13 protein-coding genes are annotated in these 18,190 nt (G+C 36.5%); 3 read left to right on the top strand and 10 right to left on the bottom strand.

The window, feature by feature from the left end:
• The first annotated feature begins 323 nt into the window (after positions 1-323).
• Positions 324-3,152 (top strand): autotransporter outer membrane beta-barrel domain-containing protein, encoded by a 2,829-nt coding sequence (locus RHO12_08160; protein WVD65355.1) that lies wholly within the window; start codon positions 324-326, stop codon positions 3,150-3,152.
• A gap of 161 nt (positions 3,153-3,313) precedes the next feature.
• On the opposite strand, the gene RHO12_08155 is transcribed toward RHO12_08160, so the two are convergent.
• From RHO12_08155 to RHO12_08130, 6 genes are all read right to left on the bottom strand, one after another.
• Positions 3,314-5,335, bottom strand: a complete 2,022-nt coding sequence (locus tag RHO12_08155; GenBank protein WVD65354.1) for a sulfatase-like hydrolase/transferase — start codon at positions 5,333-5,335, stop codon at positions 3,314-3,316.
• A 502-nt stretch (positions 5,336-5,837) separates the two neighbouring features.
• Positions 5,838-7,331 carry an altronate dehydratase family protein gene (locus tag RHO12_08150; GenBank protein ID WVD65353.1) on the bottom strand — a complete coding sequence of 498 codons (1,494 nt, stop codon included), beginning with the start codon at positions 7,329-7,331 and terminating at the stop codon, positions 5,838-5,840.
• Positions 7,332-7,394: 63 nt separating this feature from the next.
• Positions 7,395-8,420, bottom strand: coding sequence for a zinc-binding alcohol dehydrogenase family protein (locus RHO12_08145; GenBank protein WVD65352.1), 1,026 nt, complete (start codon positions 8,418-8,420; stop codon positions 7,395-7,397).
• A gap of 20 nt (positions 8,421-8,440) precedes the next feature.
• Complete coding sequence (locus tag RHO12_08140; protein ID WVD65351.1) at positions 8,441-9,880, bottom strand: tagaturonate reductase; 1,440 nt, start codon at positions 9,878-9,880, stop codon at positions 8,441-8,443.
• 116 nt (positions 9,881-9,996) lie between these two features.
• Positions 9,997-10,914, bottom strand: a complete 918-nt coding sequence (locus RHO12_08135; protein ID WVD65350.1) for a GntR family transcriptional regulator — start codon at positions 10,912-10,914, stop codon at positions 9,997-9,999.
• 135 nt (positions 10,915-11,049) lie between these two features.
• Positions 11,050-12,318, bottom strand: a complete 1,269-nt coding sequence (locus tag RHO12_08130; protein ID WVD65349.1) for an MFS transporter — start codon at positions 12,316-12,318, stop codon at positions 11,050-11,052.
• A 407-nt stretch (positions 12,319-12,725) separates the two neighbouring features.
• On the opposite strand from RHO12_08130, the gene metA reads away from it, so the two are divergent.
• Positions 12,726-13,655, top strand: coding sequence for a homoserine O-succinyltransferase (gene metA, locus RHO12_08125; protein ID WVD65348.1), 930 nt, complete (start codon positions 12,726-12,728; stop codon positions 13,653-13,655).
• Positions 13,656-13,783: 128 nt separating this feature from the next.
• Here metA and epmB read toward each other — a convergent pair whose 3' ends face one another.
• On the bottom strand, positions 13,784-14,803 hold the full coding sequence (gene epmB / locus RHO12_08120; protein WVD65347.1) for an EF-P beta-lysylation protein EpmB: 1,020 nt from the start codon (positions 14,801-14,803) through the stop codon (positions 13,784-13,786).
• Between the two features lie 31 nt (positions 14,804-14,834).
• Here epmB and efp point away from each other — a divergent pair, with 31 nt between their 5' ends.
• The gene (gene efp, locus RHO12_08115; protein ID WVD65346.1) at positions 14,835-15,401 is read left to right on the top strand and encodes an elongation factor P; all 567 of its coding nucleotides are present in this window, start codon (positions 14,835-14,837) and stop codon (positions 15,399-15,401) included.
• Positions 15,402-15,447: 46 nt separating this feature from the next.
• On the opposite strand, the gene trmL is transcribed toward efp, so the two are convergent.
• Genes trmL through RHO12_08100 form a run of 3 tightly spaced genes read right to left on the bottom strand, consistent with a single transcriptional unit; the run spans position 15,448 to position 18,066 of the window.
• Positions 15,448-15,930: a tRNA (uridine(34)/cytosine(34)/5-carboxymethylaminomethyluridine(34)-2'-O)-methyltransferase TrmL gene (trmL, locus tag RHO12_08110; GenBank protein ID WVD65345.1), complete on the bottom strand. Its 483-nt coding sequence runs from the start codon at positions 15,928-15,930 to the stop codon at positions 15,448-15,450.
• A gap of 11 nt (positions 15,931-15,941) precedes the next feature.
• A complete protein-coding gene (gene cpxA, locus RHO12_08105) occupies positions 15,942-17,318 on the bottom strand; it encodes an envelope stress sensor histidine kinase CpxA (GenBank protein WVD67388.1) in 1,377 nt (458 codons plus the stop codon).
• A gap of 34 nt (positions 17,319-17,352) precedes the next feature.
• Positions 17,353-18,066: a response regulator gene (locus RHO12_08100; GenBank protein ID WVD65344.1), complete on the bottom strand. Its 714-nt coding sequence runs from the start codon at positions 18,064-18,066 to the stop codon at positions 17,353-17,355.
• Between the last annotated feature and the right edge of the window lie 124 nt (positions 18,067-18,190).

The raw sequence follows: 18,190 nt of genomic DNA, 5'->3' as shown, positions 1-18,190 counted from the left end.
AACTATTAATTTTTCATTTCTTTCTCCTTTACCATATTAAAACTATCTTCACTAAAATAAGGTCAGATCATTTTTGCTTGACGTTAATATTTGCATTTAACTCTTAAATTTAAGTGATTAAATATTAGTAAAATGCCAAATCAAGCAGATTTGCGCTTGAAAAATAATATATTTTTTTTAATGTGCTTTTTATTGTTTTTATCTGCAAAAATCGTCATTGATTTAGGTCAAAATTAACTATACCATGTATAAAATCAGCGCTTATTGCTGATAATAATAAAATCAATACTCATAATAATTTTATTTTAAGAAGGTACATACAAGTGCACATTTCCTCACATTTAAAACAATCATTAACCAGTCGTTTATTATTAGCTACAATAACATCAATTAGTGCGTTTGCTGCGCAAGGCGAAGCGCTTTATATCAACGATAAACAACCGGGTCATCTATTTGATAACTATAATCTTAACGATATTCGGGTTGAAACAAACGGGACAGAAGCAACCATTACAAATAGTTCGATTGACGGTTCGCTTTTTGTTCTTTTTGGCGCGAAAGTGACGGCAGAAAATACGACTATTCGTTGTACTACCGCCAATTGCAAAGGCATTGATATACAGGGGAGCGGGCACGATTCAACGGCAACGGGAGAGCGGTCCAATTTTATCGGTAGCGATTTAACCATTACTTCAAATAGTGATGGCTTATCGAGCACCGGATCTACTTTGGTTGATTTAGCGGGCATTAAAACGGTTATTAAAATTAATTCAGGTCGTGATGGTGTAAGTTTAAACGGTAGTGTCTCAAAAAATAATGTGATCAACACCGCCTATATTGATAACTTTGATATTACTGCTGGCAGGTATGGTGTTTCAGCTATCATGGGAGCGCAGCTTAAGCTGTCTAATGGAACAGTTTTTACTTCCAGCAATAATGGACACGGCGTTGAGCTTGGTGGTGCTAACTATAACGGTTCAGCTCCTATTCAAACTAAGGCGTACATTAACAATGTAACCGTACATACTGCGGGAGATCAGGCTTATGGGATTTATAGCGAACAGCTGACTGCAACCGGTTCTGGTGGTAATCGTGGTGCGATCTCTGATTGGAATAACTCGCATATTATTACCGATGGAGCACAGAGTATAGGCATTGTAGCTAACTATAGCTCTAATGAGGTCAACTTTCAAAATGGAACCATTAATACTTATGGTGATAAGGCTTATGGTATATGGTCACGTGGCAGCGCGGATGTTTATCTAAATACCAGTAAAGTAGCCACTAAAGGTATTAATGCTATTGGGGTTTGTAGTTATCTTTACGGTAATACGGGCTTATTTAATGCAACAAGTGTCGAAACACAAGGTGAAGGCGCGCACGGAGCGGTTGTTCAATATGCAGGGAATATATCATTAAATGATGGTTCTATCCGCAGCAAAGGTTTAGATGCTGGGGGCATTTATATGCTAATGGGCACGGCGGAAAATAATAATATTCGTAGTGGTTCAACAGTTGACCTGCAAAAATCAAGCATCATATCCGAACAAGGTTATGGGATTGCAGCAGCGGGCGGTGAGTTAGACGTTAAATTAAGTAATAATAGTTTGCTGCAAGGCAAACAGGGCTTAATGAATGTTCAAGATTATACGGGAACCGTTGCTCCAAAGTGGGATCAAGGTGTCACTACGGTAAACGTATTGGTTGATAGTGGCTCAACGGTTATTGGTAAAGTACACACTGCTAGTTCCGCAATTGCCAATATGGCGTTAAGTGATAATTCGATTTGGCAATTTGATCAGAGTTCAAATTTAACTAATTTGAGCAATGATCATTCTACGGTTCAATTTATTTCTAATTCAGTGAGCCCACATACCTTAACAGTTAATGGTAACTATACTGGTAATGATGGGCTTATTATTATGAATGGCCAGCTTGGCAGTGATAATTCCCCTATTGATAAGTTAATTATTAATGGTGATTCGTCAGGTAATACTTATGTGCAAGTCAATAATTTGGGAGGACTAGGAGCTAAAACCATTAATGGTATTGAAATTATTAATGTTAACGGCAATTCAGATGGTAACTTTGTACAAGCTGGTCGCATTGTTTCAGGCGCTTATGATTATTCCTTAGTTCGAGGCGCTGATGCTGCGACAGTAAATAATTGGTATTTAACGTCTAGCGCCACGAAAGAGGTATTACGGCCAGAAGCAGGTTCTTACTTAGCTAACCTTGTTGCTGCTAATAGCATGTTTAATCTTCGCTTGCCTGATCGCCAAGGCGAAACATCTTATATTGATTTTGCAACCGGAGAGTGTAAAACAACCAGCATGTGGTTACGTTATCAATATCGACATAATAAATTTGGTGCGGGTAACCAACTTAATGTTAAGAACGACTGGACGGTTACTCAATTAGGCGGTGATATCGCGGTGTGGTCATCAAATGGTAAGAACCGCTTCCATTTAGGCGTGATGGGCGGATATGGGCGTAGTACCAATGATGTAGATGCAAACCTTAAAGGAAATCGTTCATCCGGTAAAATCGATGGTTATAGTATCGGTCTTTATGGTACATGGTACCAAAATGATGTAACTAAAACGGGGACATACGTTGATAGCTGGATTATGTGGAATGATTTAGACGGATCGGTTAATGGTCAAAGTCTAAATACTGAAAAGTATGATTTAAGTGGCATCAATGCATCACTTGAAAGTGGTTATACTTTTTTAGCAAAAGCGACTGACTATTATAACTTATGGTTGCAACCTCAAGGGCAAATGATGTGGATGGGCATTGATGCTGACGAGCATACCGAATCTAATGGCTCCAAAGTAACGGGTGATGGTGATAATTTACAAACCCGGCTTGGATTACGTGCGATTCTTGATTCGAATAAAACTACAGCTGATTTTGGTGGTCAGATCTTTGTGGAAACGAACTGGTTATATAACAGTAAACCGTTTTCTATCAAAATGGATAGCGACCGCGTGTACCAATCTGGCTCACGTAATATTGCTGAAATCAAAGCGGGCATTGAAAGCATGTTATATAGAGATGCCAATATTTGGGTAAATGTAGGTCACCAAAGGGGCGACCATCATTATCGCAATCTTGCCTTAATGTTCGGTGCTCAATTGCGTTTCTAACTCTAGCTATCTTGGCGATGATAAAACTGGTAGTCATTTGTTATAAAAGATTATCAGTTTTACACCTATTCGAATATTATTCAGATTATTGGCTAATCTTTTAGGTTGTCGCATGACCTCAATAGTCTTACTCTCGACTTTTATAAATTAAATAGTAATACTTAATCTGTGTGATTAATTTGCTCAATAATTTGCCAATATAATAAATCGGTAAAGCTATTCCAACGAGTTTTTTCATGTAATTGTTCATTACTTAAAACAATAGGTTTATCTAATTTTAAATCGAAAGTAGCGCGATCGGCCCATGGTCTAAATTCTTTTGATTGAACAATATAAGCGCCTTCACTATTGATATATACATTCGGATTATAGCCAACATTACACCACGTCATTTCTAGATCTTGTTTTAATAAATCACAGCCCGTTCGATAATAGTTTGTTTCAGAAAGAGACAGTTGGTACAACGTAGGTAAAATATCTTTATGGCTGCCTACTCGATTTTTATCATAAAAGCTAGTTTTCCCGTATTCATTAGGGACATAAAGATAAAATGGTACCGCATGACTTAGCGCGGTATCCCTAGGATCGGAATAGTTAAGGCCTCGAAGATTGTGATCACCAGTAAAACTGATAATAGTATGAGAAGAAGCATTACTGTTTTTCACATTTGTTATAAATTGGCCTAGCTGATCATTTGAATAACGAAATGTATTGAGCATGGTTATCACGTCTTGCTCGGAACCAAAATTTTTTAAGGGCATTTTTTCTTGATCAGAAAGAATATAATCTTGATATATACTCGAATCAGGTATTTTATAGGGAGGGTGATTAGTAATAGACAGCATCATAATCATCACATGTTCATTATCTTTTTCCGCTTTTTCTAAACGTTGAAGAGCATATTTAAACATATATTCATCAGGAACGCCCCAAGTACCTATTTTAGCATCAGGGTACATATTTTTTAATGTGGCTTGTTCTACAAACTCAGTTACACCTAAATGTGGTAAAAATTGGTTTAAATTACGCCATGCCCCATTTCCTGCGGTAATAAATACTATTTTATAGCCATTGTCTAAAAATGGTTGGAACATATTACTTTTGAAAGTACTAAATTGCGCGGATGATTGGGTTATTTTGCTTATAGGACTTCGAACAAAAAAACGGCTTAGTGAGTCAAGCGTCCCATCACCTTCAGAAATAAAATTCCAGAAAACAAAATCTTGCTGTAAATGAGGTCTGAGTGCTCCTAATAAATCCCTATCTTTATTGTCGAATTTAAATAAGTGGGTTCCCATGCTCTCCATAACAGCCAATACAACGTTAGGGTGCTTTTGTTCAACAATATTATTCGGTAACGTTTTTTCTACAAAAATATCTACTGAATTATCCTTTTCATTACCAAAAAAATTTAATAAAGCTCGTTTATTGATTTTAGGCGAAATAGGAGTGGAACGACTTTCTATTTTATAATCAGAATAGGCCCAACTTAACGCCATCAAGCCATTTGGTACAAACATATTGATAGTATTATTACTTGAGACTTGTGCGTCTGACTTTCTTAACGGAAATGTATCTAGAGAACCACGGCTCCCGATAAAAGTTATTAATAACACAATAAATAAGGTTGGGATTTCAAACCAAACGCTAACTTTTTTGGTTACTTTTCTTAAAACAAAAGATAGCCAACGTTTATTAAAATAGAAAAATATCAAATATACGATAAGTAATAAAACGGCTCCAGTAATGACCGGATAATCTTGCCAAATTGTTTGCAAAATAGCGATAGTATCATCATCAATTAATCCGAAGATAAATACATCGATATGTCGGCCATAAGTTTTAAAATAACTAATATTAACCAACGTAACAGTGGATATAATTAAGACGAGTACTGTTGAGAAAATAACTAAATATTTTAACCAAAAAGCAAACAGTTTCTGTGAAAATGCGATAAATAAAGAAAACAGTAATAACGTGCCAAAAGCGATACTAGCAACACGAATATCATACTTTAAACCCATTAAAAATAGATTAGCAATATCCTGCTTTGCTACATTAGCTATTTGCTCATGAGCGAAAATAAATAAAAGAAACGCACGACCTAATAACTGAATTATAATAGACGCAAACCAAGCAAGTAACAAAAAACAGACGGTCTGCTTAAATCTTAAAAACCACATATTACTTTTAAATAACTCCTTGCCGGTAAAGGTTGTCAACACAGTTGGTACTAGAACCTAGCTATACTCATAAAGGTTCTACCAATCACCCGTACATGGAAGGAATTAGTTTATGACCTACTTTGCTAATTAAGTAACATATTCTTTATAAAAAAGAATGTGTTATAGGTTCGCTATGATATTATAAGATTTTAACTATATCTAGCTAATCTTTTATCAAGATGCCAATTAACAAATTGTTTTCAAGATTTAGTGGCTTTATTTACGATTTAGAGCATGTTATTAATGCTGACCACTGCCTAAATTATTTTTAAATCTCTCTGCTATTTATTGACACTAATTGATGGTGGGTGCGCTGACACCACTATCGTCGGTAATGAACCATTAACTAATGGTAAGTTACTATGTCTAGTATGTCGCTAGATTGGCTGTCGCTTATTTTTTGCGTATAAAAAATAGGGGACTACTGCGTCCCCGTTTAATCGCTATAATCAAAGTAATGTTATTCGGTTACACCATTCTTAAAAATAGCTAGTTCTTTAAACTCATTTCTTTCATTACAACTCGGTTTGCCATTGGCAATATCGACAATAAGATCGATAAATTGCTTTAATAGCTCGTGCATACAAACACCATTTACTAATTGCCCAGCATTAAAATCGATCCAAGTTGGCTTTTTCTGGGCGAGTGTCGTATTGGTTGCGAGTTTTACCGTAGGTACAAAGCCACCATAAGGTGTACCTCGTCCCGTTGAGAATAAAACCATATGGCAACCAGCGGCAATTAAGGCACTCGTCGCAACGGCATCATTGCCTGGAGCTGACAGTAAATTGAGCCCTGGTTTGGTTAAACGCTGACCGTATGCCAGCACATCAACAACTTGGCTATTTCCCGCTTTTTGTGTGCAGCCAAGCGATTTATCCTCCAGAGTTGTAATTCCGCCCGCTTTATTACCTGGCGATGGGTTTTCATAAATAGGTTGATTATGTTCCATAAAATAACGCTTAAATTCATTAACCATCGTAACGGTTTTATCGAAGGTCGACTTATCAATACAATGAGACATTAAAATCGTCTCTGCACCGAACATTTCGGGCACTTCGGTTAATACGCTAGTGCCACCATGGCTAATGACATAATCGGAAAATTGCCCTAATAGTGGGTTAGCCGTAATGCCAGAGAGCCCATCCGAGCCACCACACTCTAAACCAAATTTTAGTTCACTAAGTTTACCAGGTACGCGTAGGTCGTTTTTCATTTGTTGATAGAGCTGATTAAGATGAATTAAGCCTGTATTAATCTCATCAGTTTCATCTTGTAACGTCATAAAACTAACGCGGTCATGATTATAATCACCGAGTGTGTCACGAAATGCATTAAGCTGATTATTTTCGCAGCCAAGCCCGATAACTAGAACGCCACCTGCATTAGGATGTTTCACCATATCTTGTAAAATGGTGCGGGTATTTTGATGGTCTTGGCCTAATTGGGAGCAACCATAAGGATGAGTCAGCACATAAATGTTGTCAAAATCATCGCCTTGTTTTGCTAATTGGCTGATAAATTTTTTACTTATTTGCTGGGCGATACCGTTCACGCAGCCGACAGTAGGTACGATCCATAGTTCATTGCGAATGCCAACATCGCCATTTTCTCTACGATATATCTGAATACCGCGGTCTAAAAACTGGCTATCCACTCTAATCGACGTCGGCTGATATTGATACTCGCTCAGTTCGCCTAAATTAGTTTTTACGTTATGGATATGTACATGCTGACCTATCTGTATTGCTGCGGTGGCATGACCGATAGGAAAACCATATTTAATGATATCTTGATTTTGCTCGATTGGTTTAATCGCAATCTTGTGCCCAGAAGGAATATCCTCGGTAACATTGATGTTGATATTACCAATTACTAAAGTATCACCTTTGTTAATATTTTCGAGTGCGATAATGACATTATCGTTTTCGTTTATTTTGATGATATTTTTCATGCGTTATTGCCCCAATTTTTATCATTAAAGGCAACGGTGTAAGCTGTTGCCTCTATGCATTGATTAACCAATTTTAATAACTGATTTTAATCGACTCGCGGGATCGGTTGCCATCTCTTTAAATGCTTTTTCAGCATCATTTAATTGATAAACATCGGTAATGATACTTTTAACATCACATTTACCGGTTTTTACTAAATCAATTAGCTCAATGAAATCTGCTTTGAGCGCATTACGGGAGCCAAAAATATCGAGCTCTTTGGTTTGAATTTGAGTAAAGGCAAAATCAAGCTTTTGCTTGCCCACCCCCACTAATCCAATACGGCCTCTAAATGCTGCTGCATCAATACAGTTTTGGAAGGTTTGTGGTAAACCAACACATTCAATACAGACATCAAAACCATCACCATTGGTAATGTCTTTTACGCGCTGAGCGAAGTCTTCTTTATCTGTTCGAATTACACCCGACGCACCAATTTCTAATGCTTTATCTAAGCGGTTGTGCATCATATCGCTCACATAAACTTCTGCACCTTTTAGCTTAGCTGCCATTACGGCAAATAAGCCAATAGGGCCAGCCCCGACGACTAACACTTTATCACCTGCTTTGACGCTTGTACGTTGCACGGAATGGTAGCTGATGCAAAATGGCTCTATCATAGAAAGCGTTAATGCATCTAACCCTTTACCATCATAAATACGCTCAACGGGCATGCTGTAATATTGGCGAAAAATACCATCGCGTTGCGCACCAAGTGTTTGGTTGCTGGTACAGCAGTTAACAAAGCCGCGACGGCATGAATAACACTTGCCACAATTGAAATAAGGATTGGCGGTGACCACCATACCTTTTTTGATGCCGAGCTCATTTTCGCCGACTTCGACTACTTCTGCAGAAAATTCATGACCCGGAATTCGTGGATAGCTAGCATAAAGGAAGGTCCCTTTATAAGTCCCCATATCTGAACCACAAATACCACCGTATAGCACTTTTAAAATCGCTTCGCCTTTTTGTAACAGCGGTTTTTCCATCTCTTTGATTTCAACTTTTCCTGGTTCAGGGATCACAACATACTTCATATTAGACATAATTTTTTGCTCCTAAATAATTAATCCTGTGGAATAACGCTTTCGATATCATTAGCTAAAATCGCTTGAAGATTTTTAGTAACGAGATCGGTAAGTTCTGGAATGGCATTCAGATCTTGTTCCCAGTGATCTGCCATTCCTAATACATTTGAGACGAGTTGTTTAACATCACGTTTATACAAGTATTGCCATGCTTCAAAACGATCTAATAGATGTTTATCATCCGTTAAAGGAATTTTATTACCTTGATATTCACCATGGTAAAAAGCAATTAAAGCTGATAATGCGAAAGCAATGTATTTGGGTGGTTGATTAAATTTTTGACTATATGTCACTAATTGAGGCAGCAAACGTGTTTTAAACTTAGTTAATGAATTCAATGAGATTGCGATTAATTCGTGTTTAATAAACGGATTTTTGAAGCGATTTAATACGTCGCTAGCAAATTGATTTAGCTCATCTTTATCTAATGATAATGTTGGGATCACTTCTTTATTTAATAAATTTTTGATAAAGTTTTCAACTTTAGCGTTTGCCATCGCTTCGCCTACAGTGCGAATTCCGGCAAGATAGGCAACGGGCACCATCGCGGTATGCGCGCCATTTAAGATACCCACTTTACGTTCTTTATAAGGCTTAATATCATCAGCGACCAAGATATTCATATTTACTTCATTGAGTTTAAGTTTATCTTTAATCCAATTTGGTCCTTGAATAACAAACAAGTAAAAATATTCTGCTGTATCGAGGAATTTATCTTGATAGCCAAGTTCTTGTTCAAGTTTAGCCGCTTCATCTTTTGGGTAGCCGGTAACAATACGGTCAACAAGTGTTGAACAGAATGTATTGGCATCATTTAACCAACTTACAAAATCTGCATCTAAACGCCATAATTCGGCATATTTAATGACATACTCTTTTAATTTTTCGCCGTTATAATCGATTAATTCACAAGGAATAATAATCAAGCCTTTTTCTTTTTGGCCATTAAAGTGTTTAAAACGGTGGTAAAGCAAGACTGTTAATTTTGCTGGGAATGTGGCGGGTGGGGTAGCAGATAGTTTATCTTGATCACTAAAGGTAATGCCAGCTTCAGTGGTATTTGAAAAGATAAACTCGAGATCTGGGTTTTCTGCACACTTTAAATACTCGTTAAATTCTTGATAGACAGAAATCTCACGATTAACAGAATAAATGATTTTAGGCTCAGCAACCGCGACACCTTGTTCATTAATGCCGCGAATTACCGTGGTATATAAACCATCTTGCCCATTTAATGTTGGTTGATGAGTATCAATAGGACGAATAATGGTGATTCCGCTATTGAAGTCGGTTTTTTCATTAAGGTTATCAATAATCCAATCAATAAAGGCTCTTAAGAAATTACCCTCACCGAATTGTAGTACTTTCTCAGGATAAGCCGGACCAGGAAAATTTTGACGATTAAGTAGTTTATTCATGATACGTTTTCTCTTTTTTTTGTAAGTTAAGCATGTAAAGAGCACTATATCTGAGTCAATTTAGCGATTTTGAATTACTTGTTTATTTCGTGTTGGATATTTAACTTTTCTGTTTTTTATCTGTTTTTTATCATTAACGCTCGACTAATTGATTCATGCATCGATGTTTTGGCTGTATTCAGGTGCTTACATAATGCCGCAATGGCTTTAGTTTCATTTTTTTGCAAAATTGCGGCAAGTACGGCAATGTGTTCACTCACTGCGACACTATTACGCTCTTTCAGGTCACTATTATCCCACTGATAATGAAAATGAAAAATAACCGAAATTAAGTCAAAAGATTGTACAAAAAATGGATTATCGCGAGAAGAAAGGATCAGTTGATGAAATTCACGATCAAGGCTTGAAAATAAAGTATAATCATTATTGATATTTTGTTGTAGGCTTTTATGGCTTTGGAGTAATTCTTTAGCTTTGGTCCAATTGATATGATGGTCTGGTTGTGCCATAAATGAACGTAGCGCAAATATCTCCAAAATACTACGAAATTCATAGAGTTTTTCAGCATAATCTTGATCGAAAACGATTAGTTGCCACTTTCCTTTTTGGTAATTATTGATTAAACCGTAATGTAAGAAACGTAATAAAAACTCCCTAACCACAATTGGACTAACATTTGCTTTTTTAGCTAATTCGATTTCACTAAATTGATCACCAGGTAATAGTTTATGGCTATTAATTAAGCTATAAAAGTACTGTTCAAATTTTTCATCTTGTACCACTCGCTTTTCAAAAATAACGTTAATTTTATCTTTTTCAGTTGGTTTGCGAATTAATTGGTACTGATTGTCTTGATTTGCTAATACACCAATTTCTAACAAATAGTTTAAGATAGCTCGAATAGTCGTCCTGCTGACATTAAACATATCCGCTAGAATAGAGATTGAAGGGAGTGGAAATGCAATAATATGGTTATTTATACAATCAATAAATTGATTAATGGTATTGTGGCGTAATGTTTGGCTACGACTCATAAATTAATTTCCGATATAAAATTTAGCGAGATGTCTTATGTGTTACCTATTAGAACATAATAGTTGATATTATAAAAAATGAACCGTGCTTTAATCACACGGCTCATCGGGCTAAATTACACGTTTTTTATTATTTCAATTTGGTGTAATTGGTTTAATATCTTTTAACATAAATAGGTAAACTAATGCGCCGATCAAACATGCCGAGCCTGATACCATCAACGCATACATAAAGGAATGTGTTGCCCCGACAATATAGCCCGTTACAATTGGCCCTAATATTCCACCACAGTTTGCAACAGAATTTTGAATACCGCCAAGCACTGATGTCATATTCCTTGGTGCGATATCACCAGGTAAACACCAAATAGCCGAGCCTGCAAAAGCTAACCCTACGTAAGAGGCACATAGTAACACCATCATCACTGACAATGAATCAACCAATCCAGCAAATGTAATGAGTGTCGCTACAAGCATTCCTCCGACAAGGTTAATTTTTCGAGCAATATTAAGATTATTGGTTTTAATATATACAAAATCGAGTAACCAGCCGCCAATCCATTGCCCGATCACACCACATAACGGTGGAAGCATGGCAACAAAGCCCATTTCCGTCAAACTAAGCCCTCGTTCTTTCATTAAGTAGGTTGGGAACCAAGTAATAAAGAAATAGACGGCATAATTAAGCATAAAAAAACCAATACACATTGCGATAACATTACGGTATTTGAGTAATTCATACCATTTCATCGGTTGAATATTATCAATTCCCTCTTTTTTAACTTGCCCATCACGAATATATTTAAGTTCAGCAGCGCTAATATTAGGATGTTTTTCCGGGTCATGATAAACAATCAACCACCACAACACCCAAAGTAGTCCTAATCCACCACAGATAAAGAATGCGGCATGCCATCCCCATTGAGAAATAATACATACTACTAATGGCATCGCAAATGCAGTCCCAAAGCGCGAACCACTATCGAATAATGCAGTAACTCGCCCTCTTTCACGATCAGGAAACCATTTTGCCGTAACTCCACCATTGCATGGATAAGCTGCTGCTTCGCCAACCCCCATAAAAATACGCGCGAAGATAAAACCAGCAGGAGATGTTGCGAGTGCGGTCGCTGCAGTAGCAAGTGACCACCAAGTAACAGAGCCTGCTAATGTTTTACGTTGACCAAATTTATCGGCAAGAAAACCTGCTGGGATTTGACAGCAGGCGTAACTTAGAAAAAATGCGGACATAATCCATCCCATCGCTTCGGGCGAAATATGTAAATCCTTTTCAATCATCGGTGCTGCGGCTGACATTACGGTTCTATCTAGATAATTAATTACCGTGGCGAATAGCATTAGTATTGCTACATGAAAACGAATATAACTTTTTTGTTTAGGCATAAAAACCTCTTATAATTAAAAAACTTTTCTATAAAACAAATAGTTGTAACATTATTGACATAATGCTACGTGCATTCTAATAGATACCGTTAGGGAACTGAGAAATAGTTATATTGATTGTGGGACGCTTAATACTTTTCTGTTTTTAATTTGTTTTTAATACCATCTCTTTTTCTTGTTAGAAATTATAATCAGAAGCTGTCTTTTTTATTTTTGTACTTACTATTTGAATTTAAATAAGATAAAAATTACTAGTTATTCAAGCTCAGTTTGTTATGTTTCTTTTTGCCGTGTAACCCTGCTAGTACATAATTAATCGCTCGACAAATTATTTAAAAAAAAGTATATTTAGATTTCTAGACGTCTAAACGTATAAGTGGATAAAGTGATTATCTTAGGAGTTTATTATGCCTATTTGTATTCCTGACACATTGCCTGCTGTTGATGTATTACGTAATGAAAATGTATTCATAATGTCCTCTAGCCGAGCTAATAGTCAGGAAATTCGACCTCTAAAAGTGTTGTTTTTAAACCTAATGCCGAAAAAAATAGAAACTGAAAATCAGTTTCTAAGATTATTATCTAACTCCGCACTTCAAGTCGACATTCAGTTATTACGTATCGATCAACGAGAATCAAAAAATACGCCAATAGAGCACCTAGATAGTTTCTATTGTGATTTTGAAAATATCAAAGCACAAAATTTTGATGGGCTAATCATTACTGGCGCCCCTCTAGGTAAAATTCAATTTGATGATGTGGTATATTGGTCGCAGTTAGTTGAAATTATCCAATGGGCAAAAGAGCATGTTACATCGACATTATTTGTCTGTTGGGCAGTGCAAGCTGCGTTAAAGATTTTGTATGATTTACCAAAACTGACGCGTAATCAAAAATTATCTGGTGTTTATCAGCACTGCATTACTGACCCTAAGGCAATTTTGACGCGCGGATTTGATGACTCTTTTTTAGCGCCTCATTCGCGTTATGCCGACTTTCCAAGCGAGATTATTCGAGCCAAAACGGATCTTGTTATTTTAGCTGAGTCAAAAATTGCCGGAGCTTATTTAATGGCAACTAAAGATAAACGAATGGCTTTTGTGACCGGTCACCCAGAGTATGACTCATTTACACTTGCTAATGAGTATTTTCGTGACTTAAATGGAGGATTGGCTCCCGATATTCCACAAAATTATTTTCCTGATGATAATCCTTTACAGCCTACTCATGCCACATGGCGCAGTCATGCTTATTTATTATTTAGCAATTGGCTTAACTACTATGTTTATCAGTTAACACCGTATGATTTGAATACCCGTAATTTAACCGTCGATTAAGGGGTGATTTACATTTAATTGTATCCGCGTGTATTTATTTGAAGATGACAGGATATAATTTAATATCGAAAGTCATTGATAGAGGCGGATTGTGGTGGGATGTTGAAAAATTAATGAATAAATGCCACTTAATAGGGTAGCAATCGTTTATTTTTCTCACCACTGATTTCGCGTGCTAGCTTTGGTACCAAGTATCCCGAAACTTGTGTTGCAAGCTTTCTCATTATTGATTGAGCCGTTTTATCATCAACAAAAAAATGTGCGGCGCCTTGTACCTTATCTAAAACGTGTAAATAATACGGTAATATGCCCGCGGTAAATAATTTGTTACTCAAATTCGCAAGGGTATCGGCATTATCGTTAATTCCTTTTAATAGCACACTTTGGTTGAATAATGTAACATTCTTACTCTTAAGCTTGTGCATCGCCTTGATCACTGATTGATCAATTTCATTTTGATGGTTAATGTGAGTCACCAAAATGATATTTAAGCGACTTTGCTCAAACAGTTCACACAATCGGTCGGTCACTCTATTGGGGATCATAACAACTAAACGACTGTGAATACGTAATCGCTCAATGTGAGGAATACTTTCCAGCTTATTGATTAGCCATGCTAATTCGTGATCCTTTGCCATTAAAGGATCGCCTCCTGATAAAATAACTTCATTCAGCTCAGGGTGATCCCTAATATAATCTAACGCTTGGTTTAAATTTGTTTTATTGCCTTGGTTATCTGAATAGGGGAAATGGCGCCGAAAGCAGTAACGGCAATTAATTGCGCAGTTAGTTTTAGTGATTAATAAAACCCGATTATGGTATTTATGTAGCAAGCCAGGAAGGGGATTATTTTGTTCACCTAATGGATCTACGTTGTAGCCATCAACGATATCCATCTCTTTTTCATCACACAAGATCTGACGCAAAAGAGGGTCAGCTAAATTACCTTTTTCCATTCTGTCGATAAAGCTTTTAGGTACGCGTAGTGGAAATTGTTTTTTTGCTGCTAATGTCAGCGGTGAAGTGGCTGGGAGATCAAGAGACAAGTAACTAAATAAATCATTTAAGTTCGTTACCACTTGAGCAAGATCATAAATCCATTCTTCTTTATTTGGCTGCGAGTAATTTTGTTGTATAATACGGATCATTTTTTTATATTCAGAATTTTTTGGAGCTTGTATGGCATCTTATAGTACTAGTGAGTTTAAAGCCGGTCTTAAAATAATGCAAGATGGAGAGCCTTGCGTAATCGTTGAAAATGAATTTTATAAACCAGGCAAAGGCCAAGCGATTAACCGAGTGAAAATTAAAAAATTACTATCTGGTAAGACAATGGACAAAACCTTTAAATCAGGTGAAAGTGTCGATGCTGCCGATGTAATGGATATGAATTTAACTTATTTATATACCGATGGTGAATTTTGGCATTTTATGAATAACTCTAGCTTCGAGCAGTTATCTGCGGATAGTAAAGCTGTTGGTGATAATGCTAAATGGCTAGTAGAACAAGCTGAATGTATTTTAACATTATGGAATGGTCAACCAATCGCAGTGACCCCACCCAATTTTGTTGAGTTAGAAGTCGTTGAAACCGATCCTGGTTTAAAAGGTGATACCGCTGGTACCGGTGGCAAACCCGCAACACTCTCAACCGGAGCAGTTGTTCGTGTACCATTATTTATTCAAATTGGTGAAGTCCTAAAAGTTGACACTCGCTCTGGTGAATACGTATCGCGCGTCAAGTAAGTCTGAATTTGAGTTTAAAAAACCGTAGCCGTGCGGTTTTTTATTTTTAAAGATTCGCGCCTTGATAATTGAGTTGCCGCCAAGACTCATAAATTGCGACGGCGACTGAATTAGATAAATTCATACTACGACTATTGGTGAGCATTGGAATGCGAATGCGTTGTTTTGGCGGTAGGGGATCAAGTATTTCAGCAGGTAGTCCTCTGGTTTCTGGGCCAAATAGTAAGTAGTCGTTTACTTGATAGTTAACCTCACTATGCGGCTTTGAACCTTTAGTTGTCATTGCGTATAGGCGGTCCGTTTGGGCTAATATCAGCTGATTATTGGCTAAAAATTCGCTAAAATTATGATAGCGTTTAGTTTTAACAAATTCGTGATAATCAAGACCTGCTCGTCTAAGTTTTTTGTCATCCCAAAAAAATCCCATTGGTTCAATAATGTGTAATTTAAATCCTGCATTAGCACATAATCGAATAATATTGCCAGTATTTGCTGGAATTTCTGGTTCAAAAAGTACAACGTTTAACACGCTAATTTCTCTTATTGCTTATTATAAAGTGGTAATTTTATCACAATTCTTAGTCCGCCAAGGTGGCTTTTTTCAGCATACACTTTACCGCTATGTTGTTTAATCGCATTTGCGACAATCGCTAGTCCTAAACCCGTTCCACCTGATTCGCGATCTCTCGCTTCACTCGTCCGATAAAAGGGTCTAAAAATCTGATTCAACTCATCTTCAGCCACCCCAAGCCCATCATCGTCAATGCTGATAATTAGTTGATTATTTATGATTTGAAAATTAACTTCGACAAGATAGCAACAGTAACGGAAAGCATTACGAATTACATTTTCTAGCGCGCTACAAAATGCTTGTGGATAACATAGAATCGATTGCTCCGGGAGTTTAGATATTAGTTTAAATGATTTATGTAATTGTTCTGCTTCAAACGTTGCATTATCAAGTAAATGTTTACATAGTTTATTAATTTGACACGGAATTTGGCTTTCATTGTTCGCTTGTTGCTGCCTGGCTAATAAAAGTAATTCGCCAATCATAATGTCGAGTTTTTGCCCTTCAAGTTCGATGCGCTCAGTTTCTTTGGTTTCGCCATATTTTCTTTTTGATAAAGCGACGGCAAGCTGTAAGCGAGTTAGCGGTGTTCTTAGCTCATGAGAGATATCTGATAATAAACGCTGTTGTATCTCTTGCATGCGTTTAAGCTCTCGTAACATATGATTAAAACTGGCTCCTGTTGCTTTAAACTCAGATGAGCCAAATTTTTCAAGCTCAGGCCATTGAGTAAAATTCCCTCTGGCGACTTGTTCAGCCGCTTTTTTTAAGCGTCTTGCTGGTTTTGCTAGGCTCCATGCTAGCCATAATAAAAATGGTGAGCTGGCTAACATCGTGACAGTTAATAATAAAAAGGGATAATCAAAGATAAGGTTTAAAAATGGCGATTGTGGATCGCTACAAATTCTCATGATATACAAGTAATAAGCTTCATTACTGTATTTAATCGGAAACGGTCCGATAACATCATAACTGCCATAGATTTTTTTCGCTGGATTATCTGCTTTATTTGTTAATTCGCTAAAGTTACGAATAAGATCTATATTATTGGTATCTGATGTAATTATTTGATCACTTGGTGTGACAATATAAAGAAACTGACCTTGAGGCTGTAAATTATCCATCACAACCATAAAGCGCATCCACCAGCGAAAGCTACTTTTAGGAACTTTGGCCAGATCGTGCTCAATTGATTTGGCTAACTCTACACCAGAACATTTTTCCTTTTCTGATAAGTAGGTTAAATTTCTGGCATCAAAATCAGGTATTGTTAGAATAACTGCCAGAAAAAAAGCTAAAGTGATAATGAATATTGCAAATATTCTTAAGGTTAATTTATCAAAGATCCACATTGTTCAGTCTCTACCTGATAACGGGTAGTCACGTTGACTCATTATCTATAACAAATAGATACCCTTTTGAGCGAAGTGTTTTAATCCAAGGTAATTTAGCATTACGTAAAGGTAATTTTTTGCGCAAATTAGAGACATGAACATCAATCGAGCGAGCAAAAGGTAAAAATTCTTTCCCTAGTACGGATTCACTCAATGTATCACGAGAGATTATTGTACCTGGTTTTTCTAGTAGCTTTAGTAAAATTTGAAATTCTGTACCAGTGAGATCTATATATCTATGCTCAAAATAGGCTGACTGTTGACGTACATTTACTTTTAAACCATCAATGCTATATTCCGTTGGCGTTTTGCCATCTTCTTGTGTTGGTGATATATCCCAGTATTTTCGCCTTAACGTTGCTCTAATCCTGGCGATGAGCTCTCTATCATTAAACGGTTTAATAATATAATCATCAGCACCTAACTCAAGGCCAATAATTTTATCTAATTCGTTATCTTTTGCTGTAAGTAAAATTATAGGTACGGTATATTTGGTTCTAAGCTGAGTGAGAACGGTTAGTCCGTTAATATCTGGCATCATAATGTCAAGCAATATTAGATCGAAGGTATTATTAAACTTTGCCAGTGCATCGGCACCATTGTGGGCTAATTCAACAGTAAAGCATTCTAATTCTAAAAGTTCCTTTAGTAATGCCGTTATTTCAAGATCATCATCAACTAATAGTAATTTTTTATTCATCCTTGTCCCTTGCTAGATAATTTTTTATTTTTATTAATTTCTGCTATCGGTATTATATATACAAAGCATTGCGTTAGAAAATAAAATTATATATTACTCAATAAAATAAATGAATTATGTTAAT

The organism is Orbaceae bacterium lpD02, assembly GCA_036251875.1.
Classification (GTDB): Bacteria; Pseudomonadota; Gammaproteobacteria; order Enterobacterales; family Orbaceae; genus Orbus; species Orbus sturtevantii.
This window is presented reverse-complemented; position numbering and strand designations above follow the sequence as displayed.